This window comes from Alteromonas sp. S015 (genome assembly GCF_036864485.1).
Classification (GTDB): Bacteria; Pseudomonadota; Gammaproteobacteria; order Enterobacterales; family Alteromonadaceae; genus Alteromonas.
Genome location: NZ_JAZETO010000005.1, coordinates 235789 through 255168, shown reverse-complemented (window position 1 = coordinate 255168; position 19380 = coordinate 235789). Strand labels below are relative to the sequence as shown.

Genomic DNA, 19380 nt, shown 5'->3' with positions numbered 1-19380 from the left:
ACTGATAGAAATTATAAGAGCAATAACTGGGGAACGCCCTGGCACTTATAATAAAGCGATTAGTAATGGGAAGCGCAATGCACTCAAACCCTGAATCTTCTTCAGAAATTCAACAACGAAAACCAACACGCAAAAACAGTATCATTCTGTTTGCGTTTATTGCCTCTGTGCTAAGTGGCGTTGGTTTGTGGGCCATCGACCAGCCTAACGAGATCATTTTTACCGCCGCGATCACGCTTTTTGTCGCCGTGCTTTGGGTTACTGAAGCACTTCCTATTCCGGCAACCTCGCTGTTACCCTTTGCGCTATTTCCGTTATTTGGCGTGCTGTCACACAGCGAGGCTGCGTCTGCACTCGGAAGCCATGTCATTATCTTATTAATGGCTGCTTTTATGCTTTCAAAAGGGTTAGAACGGGCCAACTTACATAAGCGTTTCGCCATTTACATGTTGCGTGTAACGGGCAGCGGCAGCCCGCTTAAACTAATACTTGGCTTCATGTTAACGACAGCAGTGCTTAGTATGTGGATCAGTAACACGGCAACTATTCTTATGATGCTGCCAATGGCTATCGCCATAATTAACGCGGTAGATAACCCGCGTTTTGGCGTGGCGCTTATTCTTGGTATTGCTTATTCGGCAAGCCTAGGCGGGGTAGGCACGCCAATTGGGACGCCTCCTAATATTATTTTCATGAGCGTGTATGAAGAAACTCAAGGTATGGAATACAGTTTTATCGACTGGATGAAAACGGGCGTTCCTATTGTGATTTTGGGCGTGCCTATTATGGCTTTATGGTTAGCGCGTGGTATAAAAGAGGTGGGTAACATCGATTTACCCGTACCAAGTACATGGACGAAAGCCGAAAAACGTGTTCTTGCTATTTTTGGCACGGTAGCAATGGCTTGGATTTTCAGACCTTTTTGGACCGCGTGGATAGGCATCAATACCATTAGCGACAGTACGATTGCGGTAGCGGGTGTTGCCGCCATGTTCTTCACCAATAGCGGCATTGACAACGGTGAAGTAGACGCAAAAGGCAACCGCGACAAACTGCTTGACTGGAAAACTGCGAACGATATTCCGTGGGGCATGTTGTTATTGTTTGCCGGCGGTATCTGTATTGCCAAAGCATTTATGTCGTCGGGGCTAAGTGTGCTGATGGGAACATGGCTAACGGGACTTTCTACCCTTCCTGTTCTTTTATTGGTACTTGGCATTTGCCTGTTCGTTACCTTTTTAACGGAAATTACTTCCAACACAGCAACATCTACACTACTAATGCCAATTCTTGCGGCGGCAGGTTTGGCAGTAGGTGTAGACCCTAAATTATTAATGATCCCCGCTGCAATCAGCGCAAGTTGCGCTTTTATGCTGCCCGTAGCAACAGCGCCTAACGCCATCGCATATTCGACAGAAAAGTTCGATATTAAAACCATGGCCAGAGAGGGAATAGTGTTGAATGTATTGATTGCATTGGTTGTAACCGCCGTGTGTTACGTTACGTTGGCCTAATAACGGTTATCAAGCAACTCGGTGATTTAAGGTGAAAATTCGTAAAGTGGTTAGCAATTGAGCGCTTAAACAGGCTTATTGTTAATTCTCGTTGCATTGTGAACAAATTTGAGTAGACTTGTTCGCTCTTTCGGTCGGTGTGTAGCGCAGCCTGGTAGCGCACTGTCATGGGGTGTCAGGGGTCGGAGGTTCAAATCCTCTCACACCGACCAACTTCCTTACCCCGCTTGACTTCTAGCCTTTTCGGCGATATGTCCTCTTATAAGATTTAATCGGTAGGTCCACATTTGGGTCCACTTTTCTGTGCCGTTATACATCAGTAAATATAGCTCAATAAAAGAGTGCATAGTTGTATATACACTCTTAAATAATGAAAGTGCAAAGGCTAGTTGCGCTTAACGCTTAAGATGTCGAAAAGCATTAATAGCGAACCCGCCATAAATAACCATACCCCAACGGTTGCAAATTTGCTGAAGGCTGGCAAAAATAGCGAACTTCCACAAAAAAAGCACAAGCATGCGGCTAGGCCCAATTTGTTATTTTGCGCCTTATCCATGATAGTCATTTTCACGTTTTCCTTGCTATTAGATAGAAGGTTGAAACTGAAGGCTCACGGAGATACGGTTCCAGCTATTAATTTGAAGAACAATAGAGGTTAGTTCTATTAGTCCTTCTTTTCCAAATACGCTTTCTACCTTGCTATAAAGTTCCTCGGTAATGGTCGAGGCGTGAATAAGCGTTAACGCTTCGGTCCACTCAAGGGCAACACGTTCTTCATGAGTAAAACAATCCATCTCTCTCCAAGCAGTTAACACATCGAGTCTTGCCTGGTTTTCATCAGACTGTCTTGCTTCACCGGCATGCATGTGTTGGCAGAAGCCACATTGATTAATTTGTGAAGCGCGTAGCCTCACTAAATGTATGAGTTTTTGACTTAATGTACTTTCTACTGAAGGCTTCACTAATCCTTGAAGGTGTTCAAGAATATGAGGATATTCAGAGTAGAATTCAGATTGTTTAATGCGGTTATTCATAGTGGTCTCCTTTAAACTATGGAGAACTATAAACCCCGAGTGTCTTACTTAATTGTAAATTTGCGACAACTTTCGTTTTCTATATTGATAAGGCGTTTCCAACGCAAACGCGCTAAACGAATGTGTAAAATGCGATTGGTCGAAGTAGCCACATGCTAGGGCGATATGGCTCAGCGACTCTGTGTTGGAGGTTAGTAGCGTTCGTGCATGGCGTATTTGAGCAAATTGATGCAGCTTGTTCGGCGAGAAGCCAAAGTTAGCGCGGAATTGGCGTTCAAGCGTTCTTCGACTTACGCCGAATTCGTCAGCAAGACGTTGCGGAGGCACCAGTAAGTGCATCGACTGATAAAGCATGTGCTCCCATTTTTGCAAGCTATCATTACAACGTTCTACTAAATTAACCAGCCAACATTGTATGGCTGAACACTGCTGATCAATAGTTTTACCAATAAGGTAGTCTTGCAGTTGTTGATAAACATCTTGCTGCTTACCCATAGCCAATGCGATGTCGATTTGTTGGTTTTGGCAGTCATCAAAGTTTGAGCCAAATAAGCACTTCAACGCACCGGGCCTGAATCTTACGCTTATTTGTCTGCAAGCTAGCTCCCAAGGCATGGCGCAGACTTGAGTATGGTAAAACAATTGCGCTTCACAGTTAGTTTGGTCTAGATAAAAAGTCAAACTAGCACCCGCATCGGGATAAAATTTTTCGTTTAGCGTAGTGGGTGAGTCCTGAGGGTTATCAATTACCCATAAACATTGCACAAACCGTTTTATGGAAGTAACAGGTGCCACGAAATCAATACCAATCTGCTTAAAGCTAGCGGCAGGAATAATTTCGTTGTTGTGTGAAGCGTCCATAAACGTTGGCTGCGAGTCTAGAGTTAAATCAGTGAAGCTTTATATTACCCCTGTCGCGTGCTGTATCAAGACAAAGTTTCACGTTTAGTTAGCGTAGCGACCTAAAAAGCTTATTATAGAGTTCACCACGGCTTCAGCACTTTCAATTTGCGGATAGTGCCCAATTTTATCGAGCTCAATTACGTCTGCATTGGGAATGAGTTGTTTGTACCGCGCCACCATATGCGCGCCAGATATTGGGTCTGCCATGCCCGCGGTGAGTCGAAGAGGGACATCCGCATTTTGTAGTGCACTTACCCAGCGTTCTCGGTATTGTATGCGCTGCTTCATATAGTTCAAAAGCAGGTGCATATATTTGTGGCCATTATTTTCAGTGATAAGCGTCCAAAAATCGTTGATGTCTTGATTCGAAGGGGGGGTGTTTGGGCCAAAAATATTGTGCATGCTTTTTCGAATTGCATTTTTGTTTAAAAAGCGAATGAGTAGCCCACCAAGTGGAGAAAGCAGGAGCTTTTGAATGGGCAGTGCACGATGTGTCTCAGGAAAAAGGCCACCGTTGAGTAGGTGTAGCGACGCCATGTGAAAACCAAGGTTGTTTTCCAATTGCTGAGCCATTAGTTCCTGTGCAACAGTGTCACCGTAATCGTGAGATAATACGTGAGCTTGCGGTATTTTAAGGTGTTCGATTAAGGCATTTATTACCGCGGCTTGTTCTTTGATTTTGTACTTTTTGGGCGTCTTATCACTAAATCCAAAGCCCAGCATATCGAGCGTCACGCAGCGAAACTGGTTTGTGAGAGCCGGCCATATTTTAGCCCAATCAAAACTTGCAGTGGGGTATCCGTGAATGAGTAACAGGACTAGTCCAGTGCCTTCTGTTTTATAAAAAATCTGCTGACCGTTGACGTCTAAAAAACGGCCGGAATTTAGCCATTGTGAAAGTTGCATTTCTACGTGCCCTGTTATGCCTTTATATTTAGCTTGCCCAGCCTTTGGTTTTAGATCTGTCGTGACGGCGACATTTGATAATGTTGCTTACTACATTGGGGGGATAAAGCAGAGGCTAGGTAGCGTAGAAGGAAAAGGAGAGGCACATTAGCCTTAAACCGGAATACATACAGTTACCGTTGTTCCCTTACCAGGGTTTGATGCTAAATCAATCTCACCGTTAAATTTTTGTCGTACAAGATTGTATAAAATGTTTAAGCCGAGCCCTGTACCTCCTTTGTCACGAGCGGTTGTGTAAAAAGGTTCGAACACTTTTTTGTGAAGGGCTTCGGGAATACCTTTACCATTGTCTTGCACGCTAATCACGATGCCTTTTGCGTTTTTACTGCAACTCACACTAACTCTATTTATCTCGTTGTTTACCGATGGACCAAAAGCATGACGCTGAGCGTTCGATATTAGATTCGTTAGCAATTGGGCAATAATACCAGGGCAAGTAGTGATAACTAAATTTGGGGTAACGTCTATGCTGAGCTCAATTTGTTCCTTGCGAAGCATAGGTTTCAAAGGGTTACAGACTCTGGGTATATATTCGTCTAATGCAATTTCTTCTATTTCTAACGTCGTTTGATCAGCAGAAGTGCGTTTAAAATCTTGTACTAAATTCGCTGCTCGCATAAGACTCGTTTCAGCCAAGTTTAACCCTTCAGAGCAAATAGCTTCGAAGTCTTTAAAACCCTCTTCGGTTAATTCGCCATTCTCGAACTCTCGATAGATATCCTTGAGTTCTTCTTTGCAATTGCTCACAGAGGTGAGTGCAATGCCTAAGGGCGTATTAACTTCGTGAGCAATACCTGCCACTAGGTTACCTAAAGCGGCCATTTTTTCCGATTCGACCAGTTTTTCCTGGGCGGCCTCAAGCTCTGCCGTACGGTCTATTATTTTTTGCTCAAGAGTTTGGTTGGCCTCAATAAGTTTCTGTTCGTAATCTGCGCGTTCATTAGCACTCACTGCACGCCCGTAAAGATCAGCCAGTGACGCCGCAAATACAATTTCATCGGCATGCCATTCTCGGGCGTTGCCTTGATGTTCACAGCAAATTATCCCAATCATTTTGCCGCGGTGGCGAATAGGGACATCCAGCATAGAGCTTATACCCAGCGGCGTTAAATACACTTCTGCAAATTCAAATGTTGCAACATCGGTTAAGGCGTCGTGAGCCGCGATGGTTCGTTCTGAATCTAGTGCTTCGAAATAATGAGGAAAGTCCTTTCGAGTAAGGACTAAGCTTTCGTGGTCAAGGTCGTTTCCTTTGTCTATGAGCAGCGTGCACTGCACCAGTGTCTGCATTTCATCATACAACCAAATGCCAGCACGAGTAATTTGCAAGCCCTCACACACCGAGTTAATAATAAGTCTAGAAGCAACGTCCAATTCACCTTTATCAATATCCGCATTTTGGCTAACGCGTAGTAAAATTAATTCTAAGGTTTCTTTCATTCATCTTCGTCCGGTTCTGTGGCGCGAATTTCGAGGATCCTGTCGAAGTGCTCTATCATAATGTGGGTGATTAGTGGGTCGAATTGTTTCCCTGCATTTTCATGAAGGTAGACTTTCACTTCCTCAGGACTCCATGCTGGTTTATAGCAGCGCTTAGAAAGCAACGCATCGACAACGTCAACAATTGCCATTATTCGACCCTCAACGGGAATGTCGTTTCCAGCTAGCCCTTCAGGATAGCCATGGCCGTCCCACCGCTCATGATGTGTTTTCGCAATGATGGCGCCCATTTTGGCAACGATGCGATCAGATCCAGCAAGTAGCTCGTAGCCTTTCTGTGCATGGGTTTTCATTATTTCCCACTCATCTGGGTCGAGTTTGCCTGGCTTATGTAAGATTGTTTCAGGGATGCTAATTTTGCCCACATCATGAAGTGCCGCAGAATACCGAATGGTCTCAATAAATTCTTGACTCATGTTAAGCTTTTCAGCGAGAAACTCAGTCATTAATATGACCCGCCTCACGTGACCGCCAGTTTCTTTGCTCCGCATTTCAATTGCGTCGCTAAGCACCATAATGAGTTCTTTTTGGGTTCTTTGTATGTCTTCTTTTTGCGTAAGATTTTGGAATATTACCGCCACATTAGAGGCAAACATTTCTAGTGTTTTTCTTTGCATGTCATCTAGAGGCTGGTCGAGTTTAACGTACAAAATGTTATGACTATCTTTACCCGTAGGGTAATAGCCAATAAACACTTTGTCGCTTTGAAAGTGTGATTTATTCGCTAATACTTGTTTAACTTCTTCTTCTATCGATTCTGGAATACGGCTGGAAATACCGGGTTCACACATTTCTATGAGGTCTCCACTCGCTCCCAATACGGTCATGGTCGTGTCGCCATATAAATCGGTGTGCTGGGTAGTTAGGTAGAGTACAGAATTATTCAGGTTAAGTAGGGTAAGCGTCTGTTTTAGCACCGCGGTTCCAAATTGGGCTAGAGACCGGCTGGCTAAAACGGAAGAAGACGATTTTAAAACGTCTTCCATACCCCGCTTACTTTGCTCTATTGTTTGTATATCGCGGTAAGAGCGTATAGCCGTATATACGCATGATTTTAGTTTTAGCGACGATAGCTCTGTTTTGGCTTTATAGTCATTGATGTCATACCGCCTAATAACGTCTTCTTCAGGGGCTTGACCTGGCTGGCCTGTTCGCAGAATCAATCGAGTGACATGGTTTTTAAGCTCGTTGCGAATTGCGTCAACGAGTTTGAGACCAGCGTCGTCGGTTTCCATTACAACGTCTACGAACGCGAGCGCAACATCAGGGTTTGCTTTTAAAAGCGCTAGACCTTCCTCGCCACTGTAGGCTGATAAAAATTCGACACCACGGTTCTCAAATCTAAACTTGCGCAATGTTAATTGGGTAACCTCGTGAACGCCTTCTTCGTCATCGATTATGGCTATTTTCCATGGAGCTTGGCGAGAGGTGGATTGTTCTGTCTTTGACTTCTTAAATAACGACATACATAGCGCTATACAAATGTAGATATATTAAACGTAAGCCACAATTTTCAATCTCGCAAACTTACTCGGCAAGTTTTGTTCTAAAGTTCAATGAGCATATTTTGATGACAGAAGTCTCTTTATCATCAGTTAGACGTGTTTTAGGCAAGTATTAAAAATATGCCATGTTTGTTAAATTGTGGAGCCCAGCAGATTCCCGTAGGAGAAAACTGCTGGGCCGCGATACCTTACAACAATAGCGTTTAGCTATCTTCGATAGGGGTATTTTCAGTAATCGGTACCGTATTTACGTCGGTATCTAAGCTTTCTACCGCATTTCGTACGCCTGCGGCGTAGTCTGGATGTACCTTTTCTAGCACGGCGTACCAACGCTCTTTTACGCTATCTGAGCACGGGCCCATAGCGGCAGCGTAGTTTTTGTATAGCCGTTCTTTTTGATCATCAGAAAACATCTCATACAGTTTTCGCGGCTGCACGTAATCCACATCTGCTTCATCTTGATGATATCTATCGGCATCTCCATCAATGCGAAGCGGAGGCTCTTTCACCGAAAAGTCAGCCACCGGACCTTCGTATTGATTGGGCTCATAGTAGGCGTCAGGGTTACCAAAATCATTGGTAAAGAAGCGCATTGCGCCGTCTTTGTGATAGTGGTTTACCTTGCTATTTTTCGGCGCGTTAGCGGGGAGTGCTTCATAGTGTGTGCCCAAACGATAGCGATGGGCATCAGCATAAGAGAATATGCGAGCCTGAAGCATTTTGTCAGGGCTAAAACCAATACCAGGGACAACATTTGACGGACTGAATGCTGCGTTTTCTATAATTTGAAAGTAGTTTTCTGGATTTCTGTTCATTTCCAGTTCGCCAACTTCAATAAGCGGATAGTCATCGTGCGGCCACACTTTGGTTAGGTCGAACGGGTTATAGCTTTGCTGTCCTGCTTCCTCTTCTGGCATGGCCTGAATGTACATTGTCCATTTTGGGAAATTGCCTTCTTCAATGGCGTTATATAGCTCTTCTTGATACTTTTCCCGAGTGCTTCCAATGATTTTTTCAGACGTTTCATTGGTGTAGTTTTTAATGCCTTGTTGAGTTTTGAAATGGAACTTCACCCAATGGCGCTTGCCTTCCTTATTCCACATGCTGAAAGTGTGGCTGCCATAGCCGTTCATGTGCATAGGTGACACCGGAATACCACGGTCCGACATTAAAATGGTAACTTGGTGCACGCTTTCTGGCTGTGCAGCCCAAAAGTCGAACATGGCTTCTGGTGAGCGCAGGTTAGTTTTCGGATGACGTTTTTGCGTACGAATGAAGTCAGGGAACTTGTATCCATCACGAATGAAGAAGATAGGAGTATTATTACCTACCATATCCCAGTTGCCTTGTTGTGTGTAAAACTTCAAGCTAAAGCCTCGCACGTCACGCTCGGTATCAGCTGCGCCTGATTCTCCTGCTACCGTAGACCACCGGCTTAATACTTCAGTTTGTTTACCCACTTCTGAGAATAAGTCAGCGCATGTGTAATCGGTAATGTCGTGCGTGACCGTAAATGTGCCCTGTGCACCCCAGCCTTTCGCGTGAACGACACGTTCTGGAATTCGTTCGCGGTTTTGATGCGCTAACTTTTCAATTAGTTGATAATCTTGTAAGAGGGCGGGGCCGCGCTCTCCTGCTGTTTTAGTGGTTTCGTTACTTACTACGGGGGCGCCTGCTGACGTGGTTAATTGCGGTTTCTTAGCCATTATAAAACTCCTTTCGTATGCTTCTTTTGAAAGCCAAACTTCCATAAACATCATGTATGCCTGACTCATGACATGCTTTTGCTACGCACTGCTAAATGAAAGAGTTTACAAACTTCTATATATATCTATAAAAACAAACAATCTGAATTAGGTTTGCCACCTATTGAAGAGCAAACTCGTCGTGTTTACTCTAACTTAACAAGTTCAATTACCGCGTTTAAGGAAGTGTATGAATTTTGCCGAGTTTGCAGCATCAAGAAAGAGTGTTAGAGGGTTCACCAAACAGCCTGTTACTAAGGAAACAGTAGACGCGATTATCAACGCGGCGAAGTGGGCGCCATCGTCCTATAACACGCAAACCTGGAAAATTCATGCAGTAACAGGCGACGTGCTTGATAAAATTCGCGAAGGCAACACCAAAAATACGCTCGAAGGTAAACCGCACGTTCGAGACTTTCCCTACAAAGAAGACTACGAGGGTATTCATCGCCAACGTCAAATTGACGTAGCCATACAGCTGTTCGATGTAATGGGAATAGCCCGAGAAGACAAGGAAAAGCGTATGGATTGGATGATGCGCGGTTTTAGGCAGTTTGATGCACCGGTTTCTTTGGTGCTTACTTACGACAAGACATTAGAACCAGCAGGAATCACCCAATTTGGTTTGGGGGCGCTGGCGTATGGCATCGTGTTAGCCGCATGGGACTTAGGGCTTGGTTGCGTTATAAACGGACAAGGTATAATGCAATCTGACGTTGTTCATAAATATGCCAATATTCCAGATGACGAAGCGATTATGATTTGCATAGCGTTAGGCTATCCCGACCCAAATTTTCCCGCGAATGGCGTTCGCTCATCTCGCGCCGACAACGAAGAGTTTGTAACTTATCATGGGTTTTAATGCGGTGACTTTTTGCTTAGTTTGTTCGCCTAAAGCTCAAGATGCGTTTGATGAGTCTGGTCACTATGGTGGATATCGACTTAAGAATTTTTCTATTTCGGGCGCTGGGAGTGGTTTGCTCCAATAATAACCTTGCCCCAAGTCACAGCCCATCTTTATAAGCTTTTCTAAAGTGGCATTATCTTCGATACCCTCAGCTACCGCTTTCATGCCAAGGCTGTCGGCAATGCTGATTATTGCTGCAACTAAAGGTGCATCGTTTTCCCCAATGCCTAAGGTGTTAATAAAGCTGCGATCTATTTTAAGTTTGCGTGCGCTAAACGTTTGAAGGTAGTTTAAGTTAGAGTAGCCGGTACCAAAATCATCAATAGCAAGGTGTACACCTAACGATTTAATCGCTTCGAGTTGTTCGGCAGTGGTGCCATTTTCATCTGCAAGTATAGTTTCGGTTAGCTCCAGCTCTAAATAGTGCGGAGCTAATTGTGACTTTTGCAAGGCCTGCTCGACGACAGCAGGTAGCTTACCATCCTTGAATTGCGCAAAGGATAAGTTTACGGCAACAGTAAGATTAGTATGACCGTTTTCATGCTGTTTAGCGCAAAATTCACAAGCCTGGTTTAATACCCACGCGCCAAGAGGAACGATCAAACCACTACTTTCCGCCACAGGAATGAACTTGTCGGGGAGTATCATTGAACCGTCCTGCTGAGGCCATCTTAACAGTGCCTCTACTGCTTGAACCTTGTTAGACGCAAGGTCGATTAAAGGCTGGTAGTACACGTCGAATTCGTTAGCATGTACCGCAGGACGCAGGCGTTGAAGGAGTGTGAATTTTTCATCGTTTTCTTCATCAAAGCGTACATCATAGTACTCGTACCTATTTCTGCCATTGCGTTTCGCTTCATACATGGCAATATCAGCTTTACGGCACAGCTGTTTAAAATTGATTCCATCATAAGGTGCTTGTGCTACACCAATCGAACCCGACACGACCACTTTGGTCTGCAGAACTTCAAACTCATTCGAGCACCACGTGATTAAGTTCTTACATAAGTCATCAATTTCAGATTTATCTGATATTTCAGGGGCCAACACAATAAACTCATCGCCACCAAAGCGTATTAAGCTTTGTTTTGGTGATAGGTGGTCGGTGATCGTTTGGGAAATTTTCTGAAGAAACCTATCGCCTGCGGCGTGCCCCAGCGCATCATTAATGGGTTTAAAGTTGTCTAAGTCTATGAATAGCAGCGCGAGCTGGCCGCCCTTTTCTTCACTATCACGTAATTTTTCATTAAAAAGACGCTCGCCTAGAATCCTATTTGGCAAGTTTGTTAGCGGATCATGATGGGCTAAGTGCTGAATATGTGATCTATTTTGTTCAACTTTCGACACTTCCTGCTGAAGTGACTGCATAAGTCGGCGAATATCCTGTATTAAAATAAAAACACTGAAGCCTGTAATTACGTAAATGACCATGATGAAAAGCACATGAGACCAGCTTAGAATAGGTGGGTTTGGCGATATCATGTCGTGCATTATTAACCAGGTAAGCGCAATGCACTGAAGAAGTACCAAAGATAAAACGGTGCCAAATAGGGTAACTCCACCTAATAAAGCGGCGAATATAATGACTCCCGGATAGCCAATCATGGCGATATCAAATACGCCTGCACCTGTTGCTGACAGAGCAAACAACATTGACGACATCGCGCCTAAAAGGAGGTAGCTGCTGGTGGTGACGTAATATCTGTATGCCAGCGTAGCTGTGACAATAAGTGAGAGCAAGCCCAGTAAAAAGATATCGAACGTTATGCCTCTCGCTACCAGAGATGAAGCGAAAAGCCCGAAGCCCGTTACCGCGCTTATCTGAATGACGCGGCGCCTTCGGATTGATGTCAGGTCAGCAAGTTTCGCTGATGAGAAAAAAAAATCTTTAACCTGCATTCTTCCATAATTTGAAGGAGGTTTATGTCAACCATAAACCTAACTTAAAAAAAAGCAAGTGCAGAGAAGCAACGGTAAGCGTGAATAACATAGGGCGAACATAAAGACGGCAAGACTGGAAAGCTCTGCCGTCTTTAAAACTCACTACTACCTTTCATCCGATGGCGCGTAACGCTCCAGCCAGTGCGCGTAAGGTGCGGGCATAACCCAAGACGGCTTTTCGACACCTAGCTTCTTCGCTGCAAAGTAAGTCCAATGCGGGTTGGTAAGGTGCATTCTGCCTACCATAACTACGTCAAGTTGCTGGTTTTTAATCGTATCGTTGGCAAGTTCTGGCGTATCTACTCCCCAAGCGGTTGCAACCGGAATATCGGCTTCATCACGCACTCTTTTTGCAATTGGAGCAAGGAAAGCCGGGCCCCAAGGAATATTGGCGTCAGGAATATTGAAACCAACGCTTACACTTACGAAGTCAGCACCAATTTCTTTGAACTGTTTGATAAGCTCAATAGACTCGTTTAGCGTTTGTTCATCATCGCCATCGTACTCAATAACGCCAAAGCGTATTGTAAGCGGCAGATTTTCAGGCCACACGGCACGCACGGCGCTTAATGTTTCAAGTAGGAATCGGCCTCGGCCTTGTGCATCGCCGCCGTATTCGTCAGTGCGCTTATTGGCGTGTTTTGAAAAGAAGCTCTGCGCTAAATAACCGTGGGCGAAGTGAAGTTCAAGCCACTCAAACCCCGCTTCAAGGGCGCGCTGGGCACCTTTAACAAAGTCGTTTTTAACACGTTCAATATCGGCCTTGGTCATTTCCGTAGGTGTAACTGGCAAATGTGCGCCAAAGGCCTGCGCCGAAGGGCCAATAGGCTGCCACCCTTTTTCATCAGTGGGTTGGATGTGGTCGTCGCCTTCCCACGGACGATTGGCACTGGCTTTTCGACCTGCATGGGCAATCTGAATTCCTGCTACAGCGCCTTGGCTTTTTATGCGTTCAGCAATGTTTTTCAAGCCTGTTACGTGCTCATCTTTCCAAATGCCCAAGCAATTAGGCGTGATACGTCCTTCTGGAGATACGGCGGTTGCTTCTACAATTACAAGCCCTGCGCCGCCTCTTGCGAATGATTGGTAGTTTGCTTCATGCCACTGGTTTGTAAACCCATCTTCTGCAGAGTATTGGCACATAGGAGGCACAGCAATACGATTGCGAAGCGTCACGTCTTTTAATGAAAATTGTTCAAATAGTGCAGTCATATTTCTCTCTTTTTGAAATTAAAGCAAAAACACTCAGCCATGGCTGAGTGTTTTGACAACTGGGGTTACGCCGCGAGAGTTAAAATTTCACGGGCTTTATTAAGGTCAATGTCACCATGCTCGCCAAGTGAGGTTAAACCATTGCGCTCAAGGTTTTTGATAAGCCGATCAATCGCTGACTTTTCAATGTCATAGTCTGACAAGCGAGTCTTAACCTGCATGGTCTCGAAAAAGTCCTGCACTGCTTTGATGGTCAAGTCGATGGCCTTTTCTTTGTCATCTTCTTGAATACCAAATACACGCTCGCCTAACTGCAGGATTTTCTCCTGCTTTTTGTCACGCTGCACAAACATCAACGACGGCAGCACAATAGCTAGGGTTACAGCGTGGTCTAAACCGTGTAACGCAGTAAGTTCGTGCCCAATCATATGGGTGCCCCAGTCTTGTGGTACGCCTTTTCCAATTAGCCCATTAAGCGCCATTGTTGCCGACCACATGACGTTCGCGCGCACGTCGTAATCTTCAGGCGTTGCTAGTGCTTTAGGGCCTTCCTGAATTAACGTTTGTAAAATACCTTCTGCAAAGCGATCTTGAAGCGGTGCATTGACAGGGTAGGTAAGGTATTGCTCAATCACGTGAACAAAAGCATCAACCACACCGTTCGATACTTGACGTGGTGGTAGTGAATAGGTGAACTCAGGATCGAGTACGGCAAAAACAGGCTGAACTGTTTCAGAAGAAAATGCGCGTTTTTGCGACGTTTCTTTCCTGTTTACTACCGAGTTACCGTTACTCTCAGACCCTGTCGCAGGTAAAGTAAGTACTGCACCAATAGGTAATGGATTTTCAAATGCTGCACCTTTTACTAAAATGTCCCACGGATCGCCTGCAAAGTTAACGGCAGCAGCTACGAATTTGGCGCCGTCGATAACACTTCCACCGCCAACCGCAAGAATGAAGTTCACGTCATTTTCACGTGCGACATTCACAGCTTTCATCAGCGTCGCAAATTCTGGGTTTGGTTCAACACCCTGAAATTCAATGACTTCAGCACCTGCTAGTGCAGTCGTTACTTTATCGTAAATACCATTTTTCTTAATTGAGCCGCCACCGTAGAGGAAGAGGACTTTTGCTTGTTTCGGCAAGCGTGAAGATACTTCATCTAGTTGCCCTTTGCCGAACAAAATTTCGGTTTGATTCTTAAACGTAAAATTAAGCATAGTGTTGCCTGTCCTTAATTAGATTGTGAATTTAACTGTTGTAAAAGCTTTTCAGCTAACAGTTCATCAGAAAACGGGTTTTGGCCTGTAATAAGCTCACGGTCTACTACTACATTGGGCGCCCACATTTCTTTGAATTCCATCTTGCCACCCGCTTGCGCCATGGCGTCTGCTGGGTAGTACAATAACGTTGCGTCGTTTAACGTGCTTTCAAAATAGGCCTCTTCCGGTGTGGAGAAGATTGTCATTTTGTAGCCATCATAAATCCAACTCTCAGATGAGGCTTGCTCACCGGATTTCAATGCCAGTTCAAATGCCTGCGGGTTAGATTGCCCAGAAAGTAAGGCGATTGGGCCATGACAGATAGCGGCAGTAGGTTTTCCTTCACTGTGAAAGTGAGACAAAATTTCACCCACTTGTGGATTGTTTGCCAGGTCGATAAGCGGTGCATGACCGCCTGGAATGAATACGCCTTCAAACTCTTCCAGACCTTGTCCAATCACTTCGCTCAATGACAACGTGTCATCAATGCCTTCTATTGACGCAACAAACGTTTGAATATCTCGCATTTGCGACTCGCCGCCATCAAAGTATTGCGGAATGACTGACTTTTTATCTACAGATGGCGCATTGCCTTTTGGCGTGGCCAATACCAATTTGTAGCCAGCGTCTACCAATGCTTTTGCCGGCACACCGAACTCGTTAAGGTAATAGCCTGTAGGCTCTGTTTTGCCATCTGCAAGTTGCATTACATTTTCACTTGAAAGTAGTACAAGTATTTCGCCTTTACTGGCATTGGCAGTTTGAGTTTCAGCAGCATAGGCCGACTGTGATAAACCCGCAACGATGGCGAGCGATAAAATTGATGATGCTGATTTCATGTGCAGCTCCTGTCGCATTAGAAAGTGCGTGTATCTTAGAGAGGTTGGCTCACATCGAGAAGTCAGATAAATTGTGATGAGTCATCAAAAATCTGATGGGTAGGGATTATGTCTTACTTAACACAGTTAAAAACCTTCGTAGAAGTTTATCGAAGCGGCAACATTACGCGTGCTGCAGCTCGCCTTCATATGTCTCAGCCAGCGGTCACTTCTCACATACAAGCCATGGAGAATATTGTCGGTAAAGAGTTGTTCATAAGAAAAGCGAGAGGCGTTGAGCCAACGGCTATCGCTGATGACTTGGCGCTGCAGGTCGCCAGTCACATTGATACGTTAGAGCAGAAAGTGGCTTCTATTCGCAGTCGCGCTTCCACTGATCACGGTACGTTACACCTTGCAGGCCCTGCGGAGTACCTAAGTCTGGTGGCAGGTCCAGCACTTGCTAACTTGCTTCAGGCCGACAAAGTGAATTTAGTAATCCATACCGGCAACAAAAGTTCTATTTATCATTTGTTGGAGAATGATGTAGCGGAGCTTGCCATTACAGCCTCTGAGCCCACTGACGCGATGTATGAATACCAGAAGTTGGATAAAGAGCGCTTAATCTTAGTGATGAATCGCGTGCAGGGAAAGTTGCTGGGAGAAAGAGAAATATCGGCAGAGTTACTCAACCAACACAAAGTAGTGACGTATGATGAACAGTTACCGCTTGTTCGGCGATATTTTTCAGAGGTTTTTAACGCTGCATGTGAGTCGCCTGTTGCGGCTGTTTGCCCCGATATAAGGGCAATAAGCAGTATTATCAAAGCGGGAATTGGTTACTCAGTTTTGCCTGACTACTTATGTAAAGAAGGTATAGCAAAAGGCGAATTGGTCGCGCTGGGCAAGCCAGGCCCAGAAAATGATGTTTATTTAGTGTGGAAAAAGGGAGCGCTTCGTCACCCAAGAGTGGACTTCGCCAAAGACGTCATAATGGCCTTTGCAAACATGAATTATCTATCGGCACTTCCGGATTAACGCTAAGAAATTGGGGGAGGCGGCGCATTTACTATGAGGCGCCGCCACTCAAGCTCAGTTGACAAAGGCGATAAAAATTAGAATGTACCGATAACTTTTACCGTGCTATCAACTTTGCCCTCGTCCACAAAACCTATGGTATTGGGGTTGGTCGCAACAAGATTTAGCATCTCATCTTCTGTCGCTATCATTTCAGGCGGTGTGCCTCTGCCGGTGAACACAAGCTTCGACCAGAATGCGGAGTACTGTGATTCAGATTTTCCTAGTACATTATTATTAAAGGCGTCTCTGATATTATTACCTTGTTCGAAGGTGAGGGGAATTGCGCGGCTTCCATCGGGAAACGCCTTAACTTTTCCCAAATATATCTTTTTGACGGTATCGATATCGATACCAGAATTGTTATTGGCATTTATTATCACGGCTGTACCGGCATAAATCGGCGCAGACATTAAAAAACACAGGGCTGCAACTATCTTCATTAATTTTACCTTCGTTCTTAACTCGCTCACATTTAGGCAAGTGTGCTAGTGGTTTGTACCCAAGGGCACTGCACCTACGACAAAGTATAAACGAGAATTACATGTTGTCGCACTACGACAAAAGGTGAAATTTGAAGGATTCAAAAACATATAAAGAGAAGTTATGGCAAAACCTAATGCAAAAGGACCGGTCAGGACCGTTCAGATTCGTTGCGCTAAGTGCAAATTCCAGCTAATTAAATATCGCAAAGGCGGCAAAGGCGCGCTAGTTAAATGTTTCAAAGAGAGAATAGTTGAGGATTTTACCCTGGAAGAAGGAATATGCCCTTCTTGTCACAGACAGTTTGCAAGAAATACACTAATTCGAGGCGTACCGGCACTGAAAATTGTTGGCACAAAGGTGACCATGAAGTAGTACGATAGCTAATTGATTGTTCACTGGATGGCTTTCTTTAAATATAAACGTTTGGATAATTTGCACTTGCTTAATTTTTGCCTAAATTAATACCTAGGAATTCGCAGCCTCAAGCCTTTGTGTTGGTTGGCAAAAAATAAAGGGGCGAGGTAAAAAAGCGCAAAGGAATGGCTTGTATTAAACGTCTACATATCGAGATGATAAATGTCCATTCAAAGAAAGTTTCTATTTTCTATTTCTGCTGTTATCGCTCTGTTCGCATTAATTGTTGCCGTTGCAACGGTTATTACAACGTCCTCAAATGTTTCAACACTCGTTCAAGAGCAAAAGAAGAACACTGCTGATCGTTTAGTGAATATTCTTACTGTGACTGACTCTATCATGCTTGAACGCGTGAAAAGCAGTATGGCGTTGCTCAAGCAGCGAGGTGAGGCATTGGGCGAGCCCAATCAAACAGGCATCGTTTCCGTTAAAAATACGCAGGCTCGGCAATTGAGGTTGGGCAATACTGAACAAGCAAATACATTTGACTTGGTGGATAACCTGACAAGCGTAATGGGAGGCACCGCCACGCTTTTCAGTAAAACCGGTGACGACTATATTCGCGTGAGTACCAATGTTATTAAAAACGGCGATAGAGCGATTGGTACTAAGTTGGCACCCGATGGTAAAGCCATCAAAAAGATTAATCAGCAGAAAGCGTATTACGGTGCGGTTGATATTCTGGGCAGCCCTTATTTAACAGGGTACGAGCCAATGTTTAACAGCAGAGGTGACGTTATAGGCATATGGTATGTGGGATATTCAGCCGATCTTAACGTTTTAGAGCAGGCTATTAAGCAAAGCCACGTGCTAAAAGAAGGCTTTGTAGCCCTTCGTGATGCAAAAGGAAACATTCGCATGCATTCCGCGCATGTTACTGACGCACAGGTGGCTGAAGCTCTACAACCCAATGATGATTGGGTTGTAGAAGTAGTACCGTTTTCGCCATGGGGGTATGACATAATATTAGCCGCGTCGGCGTCAGAGAAATCGGCGATGGTTCGAAGCTCTGTGTTGGTTGTTGTGCTCAAAATTGTGTTGGCGAGTACGGGAATTTTGATCACTATTTGGTTACTGGTTAAATACATTGTTGGCAAACCACTTGAAGAGTTCATTGGGGTAGTGAGCAACTTATCTTCTGGTGAGGGGGATTTAACGTTCCGTTTTCAGGCATCGAGAAGCGACGAGTTTGGCACAATGGCAAAAGCGTTTAACGGGTTACTTAGCCAATTGCAGGAAACCTTGCAGAGCGTGGACGAAGCAACCGACCATATGCTAGCTAAGTCAGAAAGGTTAAACACTACAGCGTTGCAATCTAAAGATTCAGTATCACAACTTAGTCGAGAAACAGAGTCTATTAACAACGCTATTTCGTTAATGCAGCAGAATGCACAAACGGTATCGTCAACCATTCGCAGTTCAAGTGAAGCGGCTCACGCTGCTGATCAAGATACCAGAAATAGCGTAAGCGTGTTGGCAGAAACTATTAAAGATATCCAGTCTCAAGCAAGCGATGTAGATGCGTCGGTGAAGGTTATCACCGAATTGGCGCAGGCAAGCGAAGAAATTAGCGGAGTAATGGAAGTCATCCGAAATATCGCTGAGCAAACCAATCTTCTGGCACTTAATGCAGCAATTGAGGCAGCACGTGCAGGTGAGCAGGGGCGTGGCTTCGCCGTTGTTGCTGACGAAGTGCGCTCACTTGCGAGTAGAACGCAGTCTTCCACAGAAGAAATTCGCAACATGATTGAGCGCCTTCAGCAAGGGAGTCGCGTAGCTTCTGAAAAGATGCAACAGAATAAAGAGACCGCCTACAAGACTGTAGACACTACAAAGCATGCTGGCAATTCGTTAAAGCAAGCGCTTGACGCAGTTGCACGCATCACTACGTTAAATGAAGATGCTGCGACGATGGCAGAAGGGCAAACGGCGGTTGCCGACGATGTAAACAAAGGCGTTAGCAGTATTCAGCAGGTAGGCAATGCCAATACTACCTATGCAAAAGAAGTAGTAGACAACTGTGAAGCGTTAGTTCAGCAAATTAAGCAAATGCAGATGCAACTGCGACGATATCACTTCTAGTTGACATGATGAGC

General features: G+C 44.7%; 17 protein-coding genes and 1 tRNA gene. 6 read left to right on the top strand and 12 right to left on the bottom strand.

The annotated features are described in order from the left end of the window. Positions 1-77: 77 nt before the first annotated feature. Positions 78-1514, top strand: a complete 1437-nt coding sequence (locus tag V7R42_RS11580; RefSeq protein ID WP_334020374.1) for an SLC13 family permease — start codon at positions 78-80, stop codon at positions 1512-1514. 135 nt (positions 1515-1649) lie between these two features. Continuing rightward, a tRNA-Pro gene (locus V7R42_RS11575) sits at positions 1650-1726 on the top strand. A 173-nt stretch (positions 1727-1899) separates the two neighbouring features. On the opposite strand, the gene V7R42_RS11570 is transcribed toward V7R42_RS11575, so the two are convergent. The 7 genes from V7R42_RS11570 to V7R42_RS11540 form a co-directional block, all read right to left on the bottom strand. Next, positions 1900-2070, bottom strand: a complete 171-nt coding sequence (locus V7R42_RS11570) for a YrhK family protein (RefSeq protein WP_334020516.1) — start codon at positions 2068-2070, stop codon at positions 1900-1902. Positions 2071-2098: 28 nt separating this feature from the next. Next, entirely contained in the window at positions 2099-2548 is a 450-nt protein-coding gene (locus V7R42_RS11565) for a carboxymuconolactone decarboxylase family protein (protein WP_334020373.1), read from the bottom strand. Between the two features lie 48 nt (positions 2549-2596). Then, complete coding sequence (locus V7R42_RS11560) at positions 2597-3409, bottom strand: helix-turn-helix domain-containing protein (RefSeq protein WP_334020372.1); 813 nt, start codon at positions 3407-3409, stop codon at positions 2597-2599. A gap of 84 nt (positions 3410-3493) precedes the next feature. Continuing rightward, the gene (locus tag V7R42_RS11555; protein ID WP_334020371.1) at positions 3494-4357 is read right to left on the bottom strand and encodes an alpha/beta fold hydrolase; all 864 of its coding nucleotides are present in this window, start codon (positions 4355-4357) and stop codon (positions 3494-3496) included. Positions 4358-4510: 153 nt separating this feature from the next. Continuing rightward, positions 4511-5857: a sensor histidine kinase gene (locus V7R42_RS11550; RefSeq protein ID WP_334020370.1), complete on the bottom strand. Its 1347-nt coding sequence runs from the start codon at positions 5855-5857 to the stop codon at positions 4511-4513. Beyond that, positions 5854-7383 (bottom strand): DUF3369 domain-containing protein, encoded by a 1530-nt coding sequence (locus V7R42_RS11545; RefSeq protein ID WP_334020369.1) that lies wholly within the window; start codon positions 7381-7383, stop codon positions 5854-5856. Before V7R42_RS11545 ends, V7R42_RS11550 begins: the two co-directional genes overlap by 4 nt. A gap of 242 nt (positions 7384-7625) precedes the next feature. Next, positions 7626-9128, bottom strand: coding sequence for a catalase (locus V7R42_RS11540; protein WP_334020368.1), 1503 nt, complete (start codon positions 9126-9128; stop codon positions 7626-7628). A gap of 229 nt (positions 9129-9357) precedes the next feature. Here V7R42_RS11540 and V7R42_RS11535 point away from each other — a divergent pair, with 229 nt between their 5' ends. Then, positions 9358-10029: a nitroreductase gene (locus V7R42_RS11535; RefSeq protein WP_334020367.1), complete on the top strand. Its 672-nt coding sequence runs from the start codon at positions 9358-9360 to the stop codon at positions 10027-10029. A gap of 63 nt (positions 10030-10092) precedes the next feature. Here the strand turns inward: V7R42_RS11535 and V7R42_RS11530 are convergent, their stop codons facing one another. The 4 genes from V7R42_RS11530 to V7R42_RS11515 all read right to left on the bottom strand — a co-directional run bounded on the left by V7R42_RS11530 (position 10093) and on the right by V7R42_RS11515 (position 15328). Further along, positions 10093-11973 (bottom strand): putative bifunctional diguanylate cyclase/phosphodiesterase, encoded by a 1881-nt coding sequence (locus tag V7R42_RS11530; RefSeq protein WP_334020366.1) that lies wholly within the window; start codon positions 11971-11973, stop codon positions 10093-10095. 147 nt (positions 11974-12120) lie between these two features. Continuing rightward, positions 12121-13227 carry an NADH:flavin oxidoreductase/NADH oxidase gene (locus tag V7R42_RS11525; RefSeq protein WP_334020365.1) on the bottom strand — a complete coding sequence of 369 codons (1107 nt, stop codon included), beginning with the start codon at positions 13225-13227 and terminating at the stop codon, positions 12121-12123. Positions 13228-13292: 65 nt separating this feature from the next. Further along, positions 13293-14447: an iron-containing alcohol dehydrogenase gene (locus V7R42_RS11520; protein WP_334020364.1), complete on the bottom strand. Its 1155-nt coding sequence runs from the start codon at positions 14445-14447 to the stop codon at positions 13293-13295. A gap of 14 nt (positions 14448-14461) precedes the next feature. Further along, positions 14462-15328 carry a type 1 glutamine amidotransferase domain-containing protein gene (locus V7R42_RS11515; RefSeq protein WP_334020363.1) on the bottom strand — a complete coding sequence of 289 codons (867 nt, stop codon included), beginning with the start codon at positions 15326-15328 and terminating at the stop codon, positions 14462-14464. A gap of 108 nt (positions 15329-15436) precedes the next feature. On the opposite strand from V7R42_RS11515, the gene V7R42_RS11510 reads away from it, so the two are divergent. Next, positions 15437-16345 (top strand): LysR family transcriptional regulator, encoded by a 909-nt coding sequence (locus tag V7R42_RS11510; RefSeq protein ID WP_334020362.1) that lies wholly within the window; start codon positions 15437-15439, stop codon positions 16343-16345. Between the two features lie 77 nt (positions 16346-16422). Here the strand turns inward: V7R42_RS11510 and V7R42_RS11505 are convergent, their stop codons facing one another. Beyond that, complete coding sequence (locus V7R42_RS11505) at positions 16423-16827, bottom strand: phosphate ABC transporter substrate-binding protein (protein WP_334020361.1); 405 nt, start codon at positions 16825-16827, stop codon at positions 16423-16425. A 163-nt stretch (positions 16828-16990) separates the two neighbouring features. On the opposite strand from V7R42_RS11505, the gene V7R42_RS11500 reads away from it, so the two are divergent. Then, positions 16991-17242 (top strand): hypothetical protein, encoded by a 252-nt coding sequence (locus V7R42_RS11500; RefSeq protein WP_334020360.1) that lies wholly within the window; start codon positions 16991-16993, stop codon positions 17240-17242. Positions 17243-17446: 204 nt separating this feature from the next. Beyond that, on the top strand, positions 17447-19366 hold the full coding sequence (locus tag V7R42_RS11495; protein WP_334020359.1) for a methyl-accepting chemotaxis protein: 1920 nt from the start codon (positions 17447-17449) through the stop codon (positions 19364-19366). Positions 19367-19380 lie beyond the last annotated feature (14 nt).